Source organism: Nocardia sp. NPDC057227, from assembly GCF_042669725.1.
GTDB classification, from domain to species: Bacteria; Actinomycetota; Actinomycetes; order Mycobacteriales; family Mycobacteriaceae; genus Nocardia; species Nocardia asteroides_A.
Map to the genome: position 1 here is coordinate 273005 of NZ_JBHUXA010000002.1, position 16218 is coordinate 289222.

General features: G+C 73.6%; 14 protein-coding genes and 1 pseudogene. 10 read left to right on the forward strand and 5 right to left on the reverse strand.

Translation table 11 applies throughout. From position 1 onward, the window contains the following. Positions 1–8: 8 nt before the first annotated feature. The gene (locus ACFUJ1_RS04545) at positions 9–920 is read right to left on the reverse strand and encodes an SAM-dependent methyltransferase (RefSeq protein WP_378642378.1); all 912 of its coding nucleotides are present in this window, start codon (positions 918–920) and stop codon (positions 9–11) included. A gap of 105 nt (positions 921–1025) precedes the next feature. On the opposite strand from ACFUJ1_RS04545, the gene ACFUJ1_RS04550 reads away from it, so the two are divergent. The 4 genes from ACFUJ1_RS04550 to ACFUJ1_RS04565 all read left to right on the forward strand — a co-directional run bounded on the left by ACFUJ1_RS04550 (position 1026) and on the right by ACFUJ1_RS04565 (position 5720). Further along, positions 1026–1556: an ester cyclase gene (locus ACFUJ1_RS04550; RefSeq protein WP_378642379.1), complete on the forward strand. Its 531-nt coding sequence runs from the start codon at positions 1026–1028 to the stop codon at positions 1554–1556. A 10-nt stretch (positions 1557–1566) separates the two neighbouring features. Beyond that, complete coding sequence (locus ACFUJ1_RS04555) at positions 1567–2364, forward strand: HAD-IIA family hydrolase (RefSeq protein ID WP_378642381.1); 798 nt, start codon at positions 1567–1569, stop codon at positions 2362–2364. Positions 2365–2451: 87 nt separating this feature from the next. Then, the gene (gene pta, locus ACFUJ1_RS04560) at positions 2452–4521 is read left to right on the forward strand and encodes a phosphate acetyltransferase (RefSeq protein WP_378642383.1); all 2070 of its coding nucleotides are present in this window, start codon (positions 2452–2454) and stop codon (positions 4519–4521) included. 11 nt (positions 4522–4532) lie between these two features. Further along, positions 4533–5720: an acetate kinase gene (locus tag ACFUJ1_RS04565; protein WP_378642386.1), complete on the forward strand. Its 1188-nt coding sequence runs from the start codon at positions 4533–4535 to the stop codon at positions 5718–5720. Positions 5721–5723: 3 nt separating this feature from the next. Here the strand turns inward: ACFUJ1_RS04565 and ACFUJ1_RS04570 are convergent, their stop codons facing one another. From ACFUJ1_RS04570 to ACFUJ1_RS04580, 3 genes are read right to left on the reverse strand one after another with little or no spacing between them, the layout of a single operon-like run. After that, on the reverse strand, positions 5724–8246 hold the full coding sequence (locus ACFUJ1_RS04570) for a tetratricopeptide repeat protein (RefSeq protein ID WP_378642388.1): 2523 nt from the start codon (positions 8244–8246) through the stop codon (positions 5724–5726). A 5-nt stretch (positions 8247–8251) separates the two neighbouring features. Then, on the reverse strand, positions 8252–9217 hold the full coding sequence (locus tag ACFUJ1_RS04575) for a glutamate ABC transporter substrate-binding protein (RefSeq protein WP_378642391.1): 966 nt from the start codon (positions 9215–9217) through the stop codon (positions 8252–8254). Continuing rightward, positions 9214–10488, reverse strand: coding sequence for a hypothetical protein (locus tag ACFUJ1_RS04580; RefSeq protein WP_378642393.1), 1275 nt, complete (start codon positions 10486–10488; stop codon positions 9214–9216). The genes ACFUJ1_RS04575 and ACFUJ1_RS04580 overlap by 4 nt, the downstream gene beginning before the upstream one ends. Before the next feature lie 124 nt (positions 10489–10612). Between ACFUJ1_RS04580 and ACFUJ1_RS04585 the strand changes: the two genes are divergently transcribed. Further along, positions 10613–11302, forward strand: a complete 690-nt coding sequence (locus ACFUJ1_RS04585; RefSeq protein WP_378642395.1) for an NUDIX domain-containing protein — start codon at positions 10613–10615, stop codon at positions 11300–11302. Positions 11303–11311: 9 nt separating this feature from the next. On the opposite strand, the gene thiE is transcribed toward ACFUJ1_RS04585, so the two are convergent. Further along, the gene (gene thiE, locus ACFUJ1_RS04590; protein ID WP_378642398.1) at positions 11312–12028 is read right to left on the reverse strand and encodes a thiamine phosphate synthase; all 717 of its coding nucleotides are present in this window, start codon (positions 12026–12028) and stop codon (positions 11312–11314) included. A gap of 112 nt (positions 12029–12140) precedes the next feature. Here thiE and thiO point away from each other — a divergent pair. From thiO to ACFUJ1_RS04615, 5 genes and pseudogenes are all read left to right on the forward strand, one after another. Beyond that, a pseudogene (thiO, locus tag ACFUJ1_RS04595) lies at positions 12141–13184 on the forward strand (glycine oxidase ThiO); the annotation flags it as partial. A gap of 197 nt (positions 13185–13381) precedes the next feature. Further along, positions 13382–13597, forward strand: a complete 216-nt coding sequence (gene thiS, locus ACFUJ1_RS04600) for a sulfur carrier protein ThiS (RefSeq protein WP_378642400.1) — start codon at positions 13382–13384, stop codon at positions 13595–13597. Next, positions 13590–14390, forward strand: a complete 801-nt coding sequence (locus tag ACFUJ1_RS04605) for a thiazole synthase (protein ID WP_378642403.1) — start codon at positions 13590–13592, stop codon at positions 14388–14390. The genes thiS and ACFUJ1_RS04605 overlap by 8 nt, the downstream gene beginning before the upstream one ends. 87 nt (positions 14391–14477) lie before the next feature. After that, on the forward strand, positions 14478–15422 hold the full coding sequence (locus ACFUJ1_RS04610; RefSeq protein ID WP_378642406.1) for an ABC transporter ATP-binding protein: 945 nt from the start codon (positions 14478–14480) through the stop codon (positions 15420–15422). Beyond that, the gene (locus ACFUJ1_RS04615; protein WP_378642408.1) at positions 15422–16183 is read left to right on the forward strand and encodes an ABC transporter permease; all 762 of its coding nucleotides are present in this window, start codon (positions 15422–15424) and stop codon (positions 16181–16183) included. Before ACFUJ1_RS04610 ends, ACFUJ1_RS04615 begins: the two co-directional genes overlap by 1 nt. Positions 16184–16218 lie beyond the last annotated feature (35 nt).

The window sequence follows — 16218 nt, forward strand, 5'->3', positions numbered from 1 at the left end:
GAGCGGTGCTACTCGGCCCCCGGCGCGGGGTCGCGCAGCAGCGGGTGCGGGGTGTAGGCGGTGGGGACGGTGGTGATCGGCTCGTCCGGCTCGACGTCGGCGCGGCGGCGGGCGACGGCGCGCACGTAGCCGAGGTGGCGGCCGCGGTCGGCCGCCAGCGCGGCGATCTCGGGGGCGTTGTCCGGGGCGACGGCGCGCTGCCAGTCCAGCCAGCGCTGCCAGCCGTCCGGCATGGCGTCCGCCAGTTCGACGTCGAGCAGACCGCTGCGTTCCCAGTGCGCCTGCCACCACTCCGCCGTGTGCAGGCAGGCCAGGGCCGGCTCCCACCAGGCGGCCAGGTGCGCCGGGACCGGCCACCCGGGGTCGGCGGTGAGCCCGGCGCCCGCGATGCCGAGCTGGCCGCCGGGGCGCAGGAAGCGGGTCAGGTACTGGGCGTAGAGGTCGTCGGTGCCGTAGTAGACGAAGGAGTCGATGCTGAGCACGGCGTCGAAGAAGCCGGGGGCGAAGGGCAGCGCGCGGGCATCCGCGTGCAGGGCGTAGACCGCGTCGGCGACGCCGGCGTCGCGGAAGCGCTGCGCCCGCTCGGCGGCGTCGAACCAGAGATCGACCGCCCACACCTCGACGTCGAACTCGGTGTGCAGGAACACCGAGGAGGCGCCGCGACCGCAGCCGAGGTCGAGCACCCGCATGCCGGGCCGCAGCTCGACCACCTCGGTGAGCCACTCGGTGAGCCACAGCGGGTTGGCGCCGCCGCTCACGGCCGCCCTGATCCAGTCCGGGTGGTAGCGCGCGGCGCGCGGGAAGCGGGGGTGCGTCGGGTCGGTCATCGCCGGGGGCTCCTTGTCGTCGGCCGCCAACGCGGCGGTCACATCCTCGCGCAGCGCGTCACCGGCGGCCAGCCGTTTTGCCTGGCGACCCACCGCCGCGCGACGTGCGCGGCGCGATGAATTCCGCCGGACCGTTGACATCGGGGCCGCCGGATCCGATCCACCTCCGCAACCCCTTCGATCGAGCGAGGAACCCGCATGACCACTTCCACCGACCCCCGCACGCTCGCCCTGCGCAGCCTCGACTTCATGGCGACCGGCGCGGAAGCCGACTTCCACACCGTCGTGCACCCCGAGGCGACCAATCGCGAGGCGATCGACGAGCCGCCCGCCTGCCGCGTGCCCGGCCCCGCGGGTTTTTACGCGACCGCGCTCTGGCTCCGCGCCGCCTACTCCGACCTGCGCTGGGAGGTGCACGAGGTGGTGGCAGACGGCGACCTCGTCGTCGTGCGCACCACCATGTCCGGGCGGCACACCGGCCCGTTCGTCACCTACGACGCCGATGGCGGGGTGGAGCAGGCGTTCCCGCCCACCGGGCGGAGCTTCGCCACCACCCAGACGCACTGGTTCCGGATCGCGGACGGGCTGATCGTCGAGCACTGGGCCAACCGCGACGACCTCGGCACCGCCAAGCAGCTCGCCTGGGTGCCGCCGACCCCGGCCTATCTGTTCCGGATGGCACGCGCCACCAGGGCGGCGCGCCGCGCGGAGGGGAAGAACGCGCGATAATTGCTCCGTGATGGCCAACGACGAACCGATCCTGTCCTACCTGACCGACATGGACGGTGTCCTGGTGCACGAGGACCACCTCATCCCGGGGGCGGACGCGTTCCTGCGCGAGCTGCGGGACAACGAGATCCCGTTCCTCGTGCTCACCAACAACTCGATCCGCACGCCGCGCGACCTGCAGGCGCGGCTGCGGCACTCGGGGCTGGACATCCCGCAGGAGGCGATCTGGACCTCGGCGCTGGCCACCGCGACCTTCCTGGACGACCAGCGGCCGAACGGCACCGCGTACGTGGTCGGCGAGTCCGGGCTGACGACGGCGCTGCACGAGATCGGCTACGTGCTCACCGACAGCGACCCGGACTACGTGGTGCTCGGCGAGACCCGCACCTACTCCTTCGAGGCGATCACCACCGCGATTCGCCTGGTCGATCGGGGTGCGCGCTTCATCGCGACGAACCCGGACGCCACCGGCCCCTCGCGCGACGGCGTGCTCCCCGCGACGGGTTCGGTGGCCGCGCTGATCACCAGGGCCACCGGCCGCGACCCGTACTACGTCGGCAAGCCGAACCCGCTCATGATGCGCTCGGCGCTGCGCAGGCTCGGCGCGCACTCGCAGTCGACGGTGATGATCGGCGACCGGATGGACACCGACGTCATCTCCGGGCTGGAGGCAGGCATGCGCACCATCCTGGTGACCTCGGGGATCTCCACCCGGGTGTCGGTCGAGGCGTACCCGTACCGGCCGACCGCGGTGATCGATTCGGTGGCCGATCTGGTGCACCGGACCCGCACCCCGTTCGACGAATAGGGTCGTTCGCGGTGTGGTTGCCGACAGTTCATGCCGGGGCCGCTCGCACCGGGCGATCCGTCCGGTTCCTTCACTAAGCTCGTCGCCATGGCCGATCACGCTCCGTCCACCGTCTACATCGCCTCCCCGGAGGGCGACACCGGGAAATCGACGGTGGCGCTCGGGGTGCTGCAGATGCTGTGCGCCACCGCGGCCAGGGTCGGCGTCTTCCGGCCGATCACCCGCTCCACCACCGAGCCGGACTACATCCTGGAGCTGCTGCTCGAGCACAGCACCGCCGACATCGACTACGCGCAGGCGGTCGGTGTCACCTACGACCAGGTGCACGCCGACCCGGACTCCGCGATCAGCGAGATCGTGATGCGGTTCCACGAGGTGGCCGCGGCCTGCGACGCGGTGGTGGTGGTCGGCAGCGACTACACCGACGTCGCCAGCCCGAGCGAGCTGCGCTTCAACGCCAGGATCGCGGTGAATCTCGGCGCCCCGGTGCTGCTCGTTGTGCGCGGCGCGGGGCGCACCCCGGACGAGGTGCGGCAGCTGGTCGAGCTGTGTACCAGCGAGCTGCACGCCGAGCACGCGCAGTCGGTCGCGATCGTGGCGAACCGCTGCGACCCGGAGGCACTCGGTGCGATCCGCACCGAGCTGTCCGGGTTCGACGTCCCGTGCTGGACGCTGCCCGAGGTGCCGCTGCTGATCGCGCCGACCATGGCCGAGCTGTGCACGGCCGTCGACGGCGAGCTGTGGAGCGGCGATCCCGAGCTGCTGCATCGGGAGGCGCTCGCGGTGATGGTCGGCGGCATGACCGCCGAGCACATCCTGGAGCGGCTCACCGAGGGCGTGGTGGTGATCGCCCCCGGCGACCGCTCGGACGTGCTGCTCGGCGTGGTCGCCGCGCACGAGGCCGACGGCTTCCCGTCGCTGGCCGGGATCATCATGAACGGCGGGATGCTGCCGCACCCGGCGATCTCCCGGCTGATCACCGGGCTGCGGCCGCGGCTGCCCATCCTGACCACGAAGCTCGGCACCTACGACGCCGCCGGCGCCGCGCACGGCACGCGGGGCCGGATGTCGTCGGGCAACTCGCGCAAGGTCGACAACGCGCTCGCGCTGATGGAGGAGCACGTCGACGCCGCCGAGCTGCTGGCCCGGATCGACCTGCCGCGCACCGAGATCGTGACGCCGCAGATGTTCGAGTACCAGCTCATCGAGCGGGCCAGGGCCGACCGCAAGCGCATCGTGCTGCCCGAGGGCGGCGACGACCGCATCCTGCGCGCGGCCGGGCGGGTGCTGCAGCGCCGGATCGCGGACCTGGTGATCCTCGGCGACGAGCAGAAGATCCGAGCCCGCGCCGCCGAGCTCGGCGTCGACATCACCGCCGCCGAGGTGCTCGACCCGCTCGGCTCCGAGCACCTGGAGCGCTTCGCCGAGATCTACACCGAGCTGCGCAAGCACAAGGGGATGACGCTGGAGCGGGCCCGCGAAACCGTCACCGACATCTCCTATTTCGGCACCCTGATGGTGTACGAGGGGATTGCCGACGGGATGGTCTCCGGCGCCGCGCACACCACCGCGCACACCATCCGGCCCTCGCTGGAGATCGTGAAGACGGTGCCAGGCGTCGCGACGGTCTCCAGCGTCTTCCTCATGTGCCTGGCCGACCGGGTGCTGGCCTACGGCGACTGCGCGGTGGTGCCCGACCCGACCTCCGAGCAGCTCGCCGACATCGCCGTCTCCTCAGCGGCCACCGCGCAGCGCTTCGGCATCGAGCCGCGGGTGGCCATGCTCTCCTACTCCACCGGCGAATCCGGCAGCGGCGCCGACGTGGACAAGGTGCGGATCGGCACCGACCTGGTGCGGCAGCGCGCCCCGGAACTCCCGGTCGAGGGGCCGATCCAGTACGACGCGGCGATCGAGCCGACGGTGGCCGACGCCAAGCTGCCGGATTCCCAGGTGGCGGGAAAAGCGACGGTTTTCGTGTTCCCTGACCTGAATACGGGCAACAACACCTACAAGGCGGTGCAGCGCAGTGCGGGCGCGGTCGCCATCGGCCCGGTGCTGCAGGGGCTGAACAAGCCGGTGAACGACCTGTCGCGGGGTGCGCTGGTGGCCGACATCGTGAACACGGTGGCGATCACCGCCATCCAGGCGCAGGGATAGGTGGGAGAGCGATGTCGACGGTCCTGGTCCTCAACTCGGGGTCATCCTCGCTGAAATATCAGCTGCTGCACCCGGAATCCGGGGAGGTGCTGGCCTCCGGGCTGGTCGAGCGGATCGGCGAGGGGGACGGCAGGGTCGAGCACCGCACCGGGGATCGGGAGGTGCGGCGCGAGCTCGCGATCCCCGATCACGAGGCCGGATTGAAGGTGGCCTTCGACCTGTTCGCGGAGACCGGGTACGACCTGGTGGGGGCCGGGCTCACCGCGGTCGGGCACCGGGTCGTGCACGGCGGCGAGGTCTTCTACCGGCCGACGCTGGTGGACGACGAGGTGCTGGCCACCATCACCGAGCTGGCCGAGCTGGCGCCGCTGCACAATCCGGCCAACCGCACCGGGATCGAGAGCGCGCGCAGGCTGCTGCCCGAGGTGCCGCAGGTCGCTGTCTTCGACACCGCCTTCTTCCACGGGCTTCCGGCCGCGGCCCGCACCTACGCGCTGGACACCGCCACCGCGGAGCGGTACGGGATCCGGCGCTACGGGTTTCACGGGACGTCGCACGAGTACGTCTCCGGGCAGGTGGCGCTGCTGCTCGGGCGGGAGCAGGCGGAGCTGAACCAGATCGTCTTCCACCTGGGGAACGGAGCGTCGGCCTCGGCCATCCGGGGCGGAAGGGCGGTGGACACCAGCATGGGGCTGACGCCGCTGGAGGGGCTGGTCATGGGCACCCGCGGCGGCGACATCGACCCGGGGGTGCTCACCCACCTGCTGCGCAACGGGGTCGCGGTGGACGAGGTGGATCGGCTGCTCAATCGGGAGTCCGGGTTGAAGGGGCTCGCCGGGGTGAACGACTTCCGGGAGCTGCGGAAGCTCGTCGAGGCGGAGGATGCCGGGGCGCGGCTGGCCTACGAGGTGTACGTGCACCGGCTGCGGCGGTATCTCGGGGCGTACCTGGTGGAACTCGGGGCGGTGCAGGCCATCACGTTCACCGCCGGGGTCGGGGAGCACGATTCCGGGGTGCGGGCCGACGCGCTGGCCGGGCTGGAGCGATACGGGATCGCGGTCGATCCGGAGCGCAATATCGCGAAGGAGCGCGGGGCGCGGGTGATCTCGCCGGACGGGGCCGAGGTGACGGTGCTCGTGGTGCCGACCAACGAGGAGCTGGCCATCGCGCGCGCGGCCGTCGCGGTGGTGGACGGGTAGCGGTCAGAACCAGGTCTTGGCGCGGACGGTGTTCGCGAGGTCGACAAGGGCGTAGCGGTGGGCGCGGGTGGGGGCGGCGCGGGCCAGGGAGCGCAGCCCGGTCTCGGTGGCGTCGCGGAGGGCGCGCTCGGTGAAGGGGGCGCCGAAGAGGGTGCGGTGCTCCGGCTCGTTCCCGGCCTGCAGCCAGGTGAGGGCGGCGCCGAGGACAAGGACCCGGAGCTGAACAGCCCGGGGTTCGCCCTCCGGGAGCGCCTGCACCCTGGCGGCGGCGCGCTGCAGGGTGCCCTCGTCCAGCTCGGCGGGCGGGTGTGCGGTGAGCAGCAGGACCACCGCGGTGGTGCGTGCGGTGGCGTAGTGCCGCGAGGTGGGCGGGACCTCGTCGAGTGCGCGCACCGCCTCCGCGGTCCGGCCGCGGGCCGACCACTGCCGTGCCAGGCCGAAGGCGGCGCTGACCACTGCGCGGTCCGTGCGCCAGACGGTTTCGTAGTAGCGGCGGGCGCGGGTCGCGTAGTCGCCGGGGTCGGCGCCCGGCCGGTCATCGAGCGCCGGAACCTCGGTGTTCGCCGCGGGTGGTTGTCCCGCGGGCGGCGTCGGCTCGGCGGTCGGGCCGACCGGCGGGGGCACAGGGGCCGCGGTGGGCGGTTCGGCGGCCTTGCCCGCGGGCGCCCGGCCGTGCCGCGCATCGCGGGCCTGGAGCTCGGCGGTGGCGGCGAGGGCGAGTTTGGGGGCGATCTCGCCGGGGAGCAGGCCGAGCACGCGGTCGAAATCGCGGTAGGCGGCGGTGTGCTCGCGGTCGAGGAGTTTGGCGACGCCGTGGAACCACGAGATTCGCCAGTCGTCCTCGCCGTCGAGGTGGGTGAGCAGTTCGCGCGCCCGCGCGGCCTCCCCGCGGTCCAGCCAGAGCTTGGCCTCGGCGAGCGTGAGCTCCAGGTCCAGCGTCTCCGGTGCGTTCGCCGGGTCGGTGGCGGCGCGTTCGCGGGCGTCGTGCAGGGCGCGGACGGTCTGCTCCGGGTCCGGGTGCACGGTGGCGGCGAGCAGCGGGGCCGAGGGGTCGGCGGGGTCGAGCAGCGGGACGGGGAGCGCGGCCGCGATCTCGGCGGCCTCCAGCGTCTCGTTCCTGGCGATGCCGTCCAGGTAGGCGTCGGTGCGGCGGACGATGCCCTCGGTGCCGAAGGCCGCGCGCGGCGGGCTGAACACGGTGGAGAGCTGGGGATGCTCGGCGCCGGTGTCCAGCGCGAGGATCTCCCGCAGCACGCCGGTGAGCTGCGCCGCCATCGTCCGCGCGGAGGGGAAGCGGTGCTCCGGCTCCGGGTCGGTGGCGCAGCGTAGGAGGCGGTGGAACGACGGGTAGCGGCGCAGCACCTCGTGCTCGGCCGGGTCCGGGATGCCGTCGAGGTAGCGGCCGCCGTCGGTGGGCAGCCGGAGGGTGAGCACGGCGAGGGTGCGGCCGACGGTGTAGACGTCGGAGGCGACGGTCGGGCCGGTGTTCGCGATCTCCGGCGCCTGGAATCCCTTGGTGCCGTACAGGTTCCCGTACGCCTCGATGGGGGCGACGGCGCCGAGGTCGATCAGCTTGACCTGGTCCTCGGTGATCATGATGTTGTCCGGTTTGAGGTCGTTGTAGGTGAGCCCGGTGGAGTGCAGGTGCTCCAGCGCGGGCATGATCTCCAGCACGTAGGCGATCGCCTCGGCGACCGGCATGCGCTCCGGGCGCGGGCGGTCGTCGAGCACCTCGCGCAGCGAGTGGCCGCCGACGTACTCCATGACGATGTAGCCGATGCTCTCGCCGTCGGCCGCGGTGTGCTCGACGAAGTTGTGGATCTTGACGATGCTCGGGTGCGCCACCTCGGCCAGGAATCGGCGCTCGGCCATGGCGACCGCCTGCGCCTCGGCGTCGCCCGCGTGCAGCAGGCCCTTGAGCACCACCCAGCGGTCGTCGACGTTGCGGTCGACCGCGAGGTAGATCCAGCCGAGGCCGCCGTGCGCGAGGCAGCCCTGGATCTCGTACTGGCCGCCGACGATGTCGCCGCGGTGCAGGGCGGGGCGGAAGTCGTAGTGGGCTCCGCACGTCGGGCAGGTGCCCGCGGTGCTGCCCGGGGTGCCGTCGGTGGCGCGGCCGACGGGGGAGCCGCAGCGCCAGCAGAAGCGTTTGGCCTCGGCGACGACGGGGTCGTCGAGCACCGCCGCGAGCGGGTCGGCCGGGAGCACCGGCGGGATGGTGACCAGCCCCGCGCCGAGTTTGCGCACGGTCGGGCGGGTGCGGGTGGTCCTGGTGCTGCGCCCGGAGTTGGTGGGGGCGAGTGCCCCCGTCGCCGGGCCGTCGGTCGGGGCGAGCGCCCCCGTCGCCGGGCGGTCGGCGCGCTGCGTGCCTGGCTCGTGCTCGTCGTCGGGCGCGGGGACCCGCCTGGTCTCCGGCGCTGAACCCGCATCCGCCGCACCGGCGAACGGCACACGCTGCGTTTCGGGGGACGCGGCGTCGGGTGGAGGGGCGGCGGCTTCGGGCGGCGGGACAGCGGCTTCTGGCATGGCGCTCAGTCCTGGTAGGTCGGAGCGGGCGGGGCGGGGGATGGGCCGAGGACGGCGAGCCAGCGGCGGTGGATCGCGGTCCAGGTGCCGTCGGCGCGGATCCGCTCCAGCGTGGCGTTGACCGCGCGCACCAGGTCGTCATCGCCCTTGGGGATGCCGATCCCGTACGGCTCGTCGGCGATGCCGGGCCCGACCACCCGGGTGTACGGGTCCTGCGCGGCCAGCCCGGCCAGGATGGTGTCGTCGGTGCTGGCCGCGTCCACCTGCCGCTGCTGCAGCACCACCAGGCAGTCGGCCCAGGTGGGGACGGTGAGCACGGTGGCGGCCGGCTGCTGCAGCCGGATCCGGTCCAGCGAGGTGGTGCCGCGCACCACGCAGACCCGGCGCCCGGCCAGGTCGCCGATCCCGTTGATCCCGGAGTTCTCCAGCGCCAGCACCCGCTGCTGCGCGCGCAGGTACACGCTGGAGAAGGTGACGGTGCGGCGCCGCTCGCAGGTGACGGTCATGGTCTTGGCGACCATGTCGACGGTGCGGTCGATCAGCGCGCGCTCCCGATCGGCCGAGCCGAGGCTGCGGAACTCGACCGCGTTCGGGTCGCCGAGCAGGTCCCGCGCGACCTCCCGCGCGATATCGGCGTCGAAGCCGACGATGCTGCCGGAGACCGGATCACGGAAGCTCAGCAGGTTGCTGCCCGCGTCCAGCCCGACGATCAGCCGCCCGCGCCTGCGGATGGCGTCCACCGCGGGGCCGGTGAGCGCGCCGGTCGGGCGCAGGCTCGCGGTCGGGTCGCCGCAGTCCTCGGTGGCGGCGGTCGGCAGCGGGGCGCCCGGCGTGATCGGCACCGCCTGGGCGGGCAGCGGCGGGGCGGTGTACGCGGCGGTGCGGGTGATCACCCCGGGCGCCGTCGGCTCCGCACAGCCCGCGACGGCGGTCAGCGCGAGGAGCAGCAGCAGCGGAATCGTCGCTCTCATCGGTACTCCCGCAGCCGCGGCCACAATCCGAGGACGACGCAGACCGCCGCCACGATGCCGATGATGTACGCCCCCGGCGCGAGCAGGTTCAGCACCCGCAGCGCCGTCGCGACCTCGCCGCGCAGCCGGTCCCTCGTCTCGGTGACGGCGTGCTCCAGCGCGGTGTCGAGCGCCTCCACCTGGGCCGCCGAGTCCGCCGCTGCGGGGCCGGTCGCCACGACGGCGGCGCCGACCCAGTCGCCGCGGTTCAGCATGTCGTTCATCCGCTGGTGCGCGGCCTGCCAGCGCTCCAGCGCGGCGCGGGCGGAGGCGATGTCGTCGGCGGCGGGGGCGCCGGGCGGATAGCCGACGAGCAGCTCGCCGAGCCGGGTGACCCCGGCCGCGTACGTGCGGTCGTAGTCGCCGGTGGCATCGCGGCGGACCAGCTTCACCGTCTCGGCGGCGCGCGCCTGCTGCACCAGGATCCGGCTCTCGGTGAGCCGGGAGCCGGGCACCGCGCCCTCGTCGCGGCCGTGCACCATGGCCACCGCGGAGATCGAGCCGGCCAGCACGGTCCAGGCGAAGAGCGCGAGCAGCAGCACGCTGGCCGTGAGCAGCCCGGGGTTCAGCGTGCGGTGCCAGCGGTGCGCGAGCTCGCGCTGCGCCCAGAGCAGCGCCAGCAGCGCGACGGTGAGCAGCAGGATCGCCTTCCACGGCGGGCGCACGTGGTCGCGCTGGGCCTGCACGACCGCGGCCGAGCGGTGCTCGTGCAGGTCGCCCGCCATCGGCAGCAGCACGGTCTGCATCTGGTTGGAGGCCTCGCTGAGGTACGCGGCGCCGACCGGGTAGCCGCTGCGGTTCGCGGTGCGCGCGGTCTCCACCAGCCCGGTGTAGACCGGGAGCCCGGTGGCGATCCCGGTGCGCAGCGTGGTGTCCGGGCCGTCCGCGGGCTCGCCGCTGTGCCCGGAGCGGGCGACCAGCTCGGCGGCGGCCTCGCCGACCGCCTGGCTGTACCGGTCGCGCACCGGCTGCGGCTCGATGCCACCCGCGATGAAGGCGGTTCCGGCGGCGGCGTCGGCCACCGAGAGCGCGGTGTAGAGGCTGTGCGCGGAGTACGCGTCGGGTTCGGAGTCGGCGAGTAGCGTGCGCAGCGCGTCCTGCCTGCCGCCGACCTCGTCCGAGGTCGTGAGCCCCGCGGTGAGGCAGATCAGCACGACCAGCATGCCCATCGCGAGCAGCTTGCCTGGCGAGGAGGCCGCGAAGATTCGCACGTCGGTATCGACCGGCGTCATCTCCACCTCCAGTTTCGGGTGAGCACCTGCCCGCCTTCGGAGTTTATTGTGGTCGTACGGAAGTCGCGGTGTGTGAAACGCCCCCGGCGGGAGCACCGCGGCCGGACGAGAGCGGGTTGTGCGGATGCGTGGTGACGGGGACGGTTGGTCGCTCGGCTCGGACGGCTCGAAGCACTGGGGCCGCTTCGGGGCGGCCGGGCTGCTGCTGCGGGCGCCGCTGGCCGGTGGCGGTTCGGCGGTGCTGCTGCAGCACCGGGCGCTCTGGAGCCACCAGGGTGGCACCTGGGCGCTGCCCGGCGGAGCCAGGGACAGCCACGAGACGAACGTGCACGCGGCGGTGCGCGAGGCGTGGGAGGAGGCAGGCATCCGCGCCGATGACGTCCGGGTCCGCGCCGAGCGGGTGACCGCGGAGGCGCCCAGCGGCTGGACCTACACCACCGTCGTCGCGGACGCGCCGTCCCCGCTGGTCACCGTCGGCAACAAGGAGAGCACCGAGCTGGCCTGGGTGCCGGAGGACGAGGTCGCCGAGCACCCGCTGCACCCCGGGTTCGCGTTGGCCTGGCCCGGGCTGCGGGCCGCCCCCGCGCGGATCGACCCGGCCGGGCTCGCCGCCGACGACCGGCTCGCGAAGGCGCTGCCGCGCACCCTCGACCTGGCCGATCGCGGCTTCGTCTGGCTGCACGCCGAGCCCGCGGGCCCCGGCGAGTTCGCCAGGATCGTCGACCGGGAGGCCGAGGCGCGCGAATCCGCCGTTGCCGCAGCGCCGCCGGACGCCGCTGTTCTCTCGTTCACCCGCTGCCAGGTGCTTTCCTGACCGCACGGCTCAGACGTCCGCGGCCAGCGCGGCCTTGAGCGCGCGGGCAGCGGCCTCCGGATCGGCGGCCTCGGTGATCGCGCGCACCACGACCACCCGCGACGCCCCCGCGGCGAGTACCTCGGGCAGCCGCTCCGCGTCGATCCCGCCGATCGCGAACCAGGGCCGCACCGGCGCGGCGGCAGCGGTCGCGCGCACCAGCTCGAGCCCGGCGGCCTCCCTGCCCGGCTTGGTCGGGGTGGCCCACAGCGGGCCGGTGCAGAAGTAGTCGATGTGCTCGTCCAGCGCGGCCAGCCGCGCCTGGTCGCGGTCGTGGGTGGAGCGGCCGAGCACCACGTCCGGGCCGAGGATCTTGCGCGCGTACCAGGGCGGCAGGTCGTCCTGGCCGAGGTGCAGCACGTCGGCGCCCGCCGCCAGCGCGATGTCGGCGCGGTCGTTCACCGCGAGCAGCGCGCCGTGCCTGCGCGTGGCGGCCTTCAGCTCGGCCAGCGCGCCGAGCTCCTGCTTGGCCTCCAGCGGACCGAACCGCGCCTCGCCCGGCGAGCCCTTGTCCCGCAGCTGGATGATGTCGACCCCGCCTGCCAGCGCGGCCTCGGCGAAGCTCGCCAGGTCGCCGCGCTCGCGGCGGGCGTCGGTGCAGAGGTAGAGCCGGGCGGTGCCGAGCCGGTCCCGGGGCGGAACGGGCCGGGCTGGGGTGATCGGCGGAACCGGGTGGCCGGGTTGCATGGAGAGGACGGTAGTCACCCCGATCCCGCCCGTCGACCCGGTACCGGGCACCCGGCAGCGGGAGGTGCTCCCCGCGCTACCGTGGATACGGACAAGGAGGCAGGTGGAGCGGATGCGGACTCTGGCCGTCGTCGGTGGCGGCGCCATCGGGCTCGCCGTGGCATGGCGGGCCGCCGAGGCCGGGTGGTCCGTTGCCATCTCCGATCCGGAGATCGCCGGGGGGGCGTCCTGGGTGGCGGGCGGCATGCTCGCCCCGCTCTCCGAGGGCTGGCCTGGCGAGGAGCGGGTGCTCGGCTTCGGCGCCGCCGCGCTCGCGCGCTGGCCCGGCTTCGCCGAGCGGCTCACCGCGCGCACCGGCATCCCGCTCTTCGTCGCCGACCAGACGCTGACCGTCGCGCTGGACCGGGCCGACGCCGCCGACCTGCGCACGATCGCCGACTTCGTCGCCGGGTACGGCCATGAACTCCGGCTGCTCGACCGCGCAGGGGTGCGCGAGCGGGAGTCCGGGCTGGCCCGCACGGTGCGCGCCGGGTTGCTCGCCGACGAGCCCGCCATCGACAACCGGGCGCTGATCACCGCGCTGCGCGCCGCCGCCGAGATGGCCGGGGTCCGGGTCGACGCCGACCGGGTGGACGACCTCGCCGCGCTCGACGCCGACCGGGTGGTGCTCGCCGCGGGCGCCGCCTCCGCCCGGCTCTGGCCCGGGCTGCCGGTGCGGCCGGTCAAGGGCGAGATCCTGCGGCTGCGGCACCGGCCGGGCGCCGCGCCAGCGCCCGGCCGGGTGATCCGGGCCAGGGTGCACGGGCGCGCGCTCTACCTGGTGCCGCGCGGCGACGGGATCGTGGTCGGCGCCACCCAGTACGAGGCGGGGTTCGACACCGCGGTCACCGTCGGCGGGGTGCGCGATCTGATCGCCGACGCCGAGGCGGTGTTCCCGGCCATCGCCGAGTACGAGTTCGCCGAGGCGAGCGCAGGTTCCCGCCCGGGCAGCCCGGACAACCTGCCGCTCATCGGCGCGCTCGACGACCGGGTGATCGCCGCCACCGGGCACGGCCGCAACGGCATGCTCGCCGTTCCGCTCACCGCGGACGCCGTACTCGCGCTGCTCGACGGTGATTCGCTGCCCGCGGCCGAGGTAGCCGACCCGGGGCGGTTCCTGGCCAGGAGCACGTCGGCCGCCGTCCACCGCGCGCCACGCACCGGGGAGCCGGTCGGCCCCGCAGCCGCCGGGACACCGCACATCGGGGAGCCGGTCGGCGCCGCCGCCGACGGGACACCCCACGCCCGCGAGCCGGTGCACGCGGCTGCTGATCGGCCCGGCGACGGGCCACGCACAGACACAGGAGGAATCGGATGACGACATCCATCCCGATCGGGGTGACCGTGAACGGCGCCGATCACGAGTTCGCCGAGCCGCTCTCGGTGCGCGAACTGCTCGACCGGCTGGAGCTGCCGACGAAGGGGATCGCGCTCGCCGTCGACGGCGCGGTGTTCCCCAAGTCGCGCTGGGACGAGCCGGTCGGCCGCGGCTGGCGCATCGAGGTCCTGACGGCGGTCCAGGGTGGCTGAACTCGCCACACCCGAGGCCACCGTGGTCCAGGCCGCCGAGTTCGAGCCGCTGCGCATCGCCGGCCGGGAGTTCGGCTCCCGGCTGGTGATGGGCACCGGCGGCGCCGAGAACCTCACCGTGCTGGAGGAGGCGCTACTCGCCTCGGGCACCGAGCTCACCACGGTCGCCATGCGCCGGATCGACGCCGCGGGCGGCACCGGCGTGCTCGACCTGCTCAAGCGGCTCGGCATCGCCCCGTTGCCGAACACCGCTGGCTGCCGCACCGCCGCCGAGGCGGTGCTCACCGCGCAGCTCGCCGCCGAGGCGCTGGAGACCGACTGGGTGAAGCTGGAGGTGGTCGCCGACGAGCGCACCCTGCTCCCGGACCCGGTCGAGTTGCTCAGCGCCGCCGAGCAGCTGGTCGACGCGGGTTTCACCGTGCTGCCCTACACCAACGACGATCCGATCCTGGCGCGCCGGCTCGAGGAGGCGGGCTGCGCCGCGGTGATGCCGCTCGGCTCGCCGATCGGCACCGGCCTCGGCATCGGCAACCCGCACAACATCGAGATGATCGTGGCCGGGGCCGAAGTCCCGGTCATCCTGGACGCGGGCATCGGTACCGCGAGCGACGCCGCGCTCGCCATGGAGCTCGGCTGCTCCGCCGTGCTGCTCGCCACCGCCGTCACCAGGGCCCGCAAACCGGCGCTGATGGCCGCCGCCATGGCCGACGCGGTGCGCGCCGGGCATGCCGCCCGGCTGGCCGGGCGGATCCCCAAGCGCTTCTGGGCGCAGGCCTCCTCCCCGGAGCTGTAGTCCGGGGCGGGGTCCTCCGCGAGGATGACGCGCGCCGCGACTTGCTGCCGACGCGCGGAGCACCCCCGATGCGGAATGCTTGGCCCCATGATCGAACTGAAGGGTCTGACCAAGCGGTACGGCCAGACGGTCGCGGTACGGGATCTGACGTTCACCGTCCGGCCCGGGCAGGTGACCGGGTTCCTCGGGCCGAACGGTGCGGGTAAATCCACCACCATGCGGATGATCCTCGGACTCGACACCCCCACGTCCGGGACCGCGCTGGTCAAGGGGGTGCCGTACCGGCAGCTGAAGAACCCGCTGCGCACCGTCGGCGCGCTGCTGGACGCCAAGTGGGTGCACCCGAACCGCTCCGCCCGCTCGCACCTGCACTGGATGGCCGCCTCCAACGGCATCGGCAAGGACCGGGTGGAGGAGGTGCTGCGGCTGGTCGGCCTCTCCGAGGTGGCGAACAAGGCCGCGGGCGGCTTCTCGCTCGGCATGTCGCAGCGGCTCGGCCTGGCGGGCGCGCTGCTCGGCGACCCGGAGGTGCTGCTCTTCGACGAGCCGGTGAACGGCCTCGACCCCGAGGGCATCCTCTGGATCCGCCGCTTCATGCAGCGGCTGGCAGGCGAGGGCCGGACCGTGCTGGTCTCCAGCCACCTGCTCTCCGAGATGGCGCAGACCGCCGACCACCTGGTCGTCATCGGCCGCGGCGAGCTGATCTCGAACTCCACCACCCAGGAGTTCATCGAGCGGGCCTCGGAGGCGACCGTCCGGGTGCGCAGCCCGCAGCTGGACCAGCTGCGCAGCCTGCTCACCTCGGCGGGGATGACCGTGCGCGAGGACGGCGCCGGCCAGGACGGCCCCGCGCTGGTGGTCGCCGGGGTCACCAGCGATGCCGTCGGCACGCTGGCCGGGCAGAACGCCATCACCCTCCTGGAGCTGGCGCCGCAGCGCGCCTCGCTGGAGGACGCCTTCATGCGGATGACCGGTGGCGCGGTCGAATACCACGGCAGCGGAGTCGACCAGGTGATGGGAGGTGCGCTCTGATGGGCGTGCTGGCAGCGGAACGGATCAAACTCACCTCGACCAGGTCGCCCTGGTGGTGCTCCGCGGTGATCGTGGCGCTCGGACTCGGCCTCGCCGCGCTCTTCGCGATCGTGGTGCGGACCTCGGCCGATGATCCGGAGGTCGGCATGCCCGCGCTCGACATCAGCACCGCGACCTCCGGCGTCACCGGCTTCGGGATCATGGTGCTGATGATCCTGGCGGCGCTCACCGTCACCAGCGAGTACCGCTTCGGCGTCATCAGGACCACCTTCCAGGCGGTGCCGAACCGGTACACCGTGCTGCTCACCAAGGCCGGGCTGGTCGGGCTGTACGGGGCGGCGCTGAGCACCCTGGTCGCGCTCGGCGCGGTCGCGGTGGCCAAGGTGGTCGGCGGTGCGGAGGCCACGGTCGCGCTGACCTTCGACGGCCAATGGCGGGCTATCTACGGCATCCCGATCTACGCCTTCCTCGCGGTGGTGCTCGCGGTCGGCGTCGGCGTGCTGGTTCGGCAGTCGGCCGCGGCGATCTCGCTGATCGTGCTCTGGTCGCTGCTGCTGGAGCCGCTGCTGAGTGCGTTCGGCAACTTCGGGCGTAATGTGGGACCCTTCCTGCCCTTCCAGAACATCAACCGGTTCCTGACCGTCACCGAGGTCGGCGGCAATTGGCACTGGGGCGTGTGGGGCAGCCTGATCTACTTCATCGCGTTCGTCGCGGTGGTCTACGTCGCCGCCCTGGTGTACGCGGACCGCAGGGACGCCTGAACCGCGCACAATCGGTTACTCCCCGAAGGGGAGCA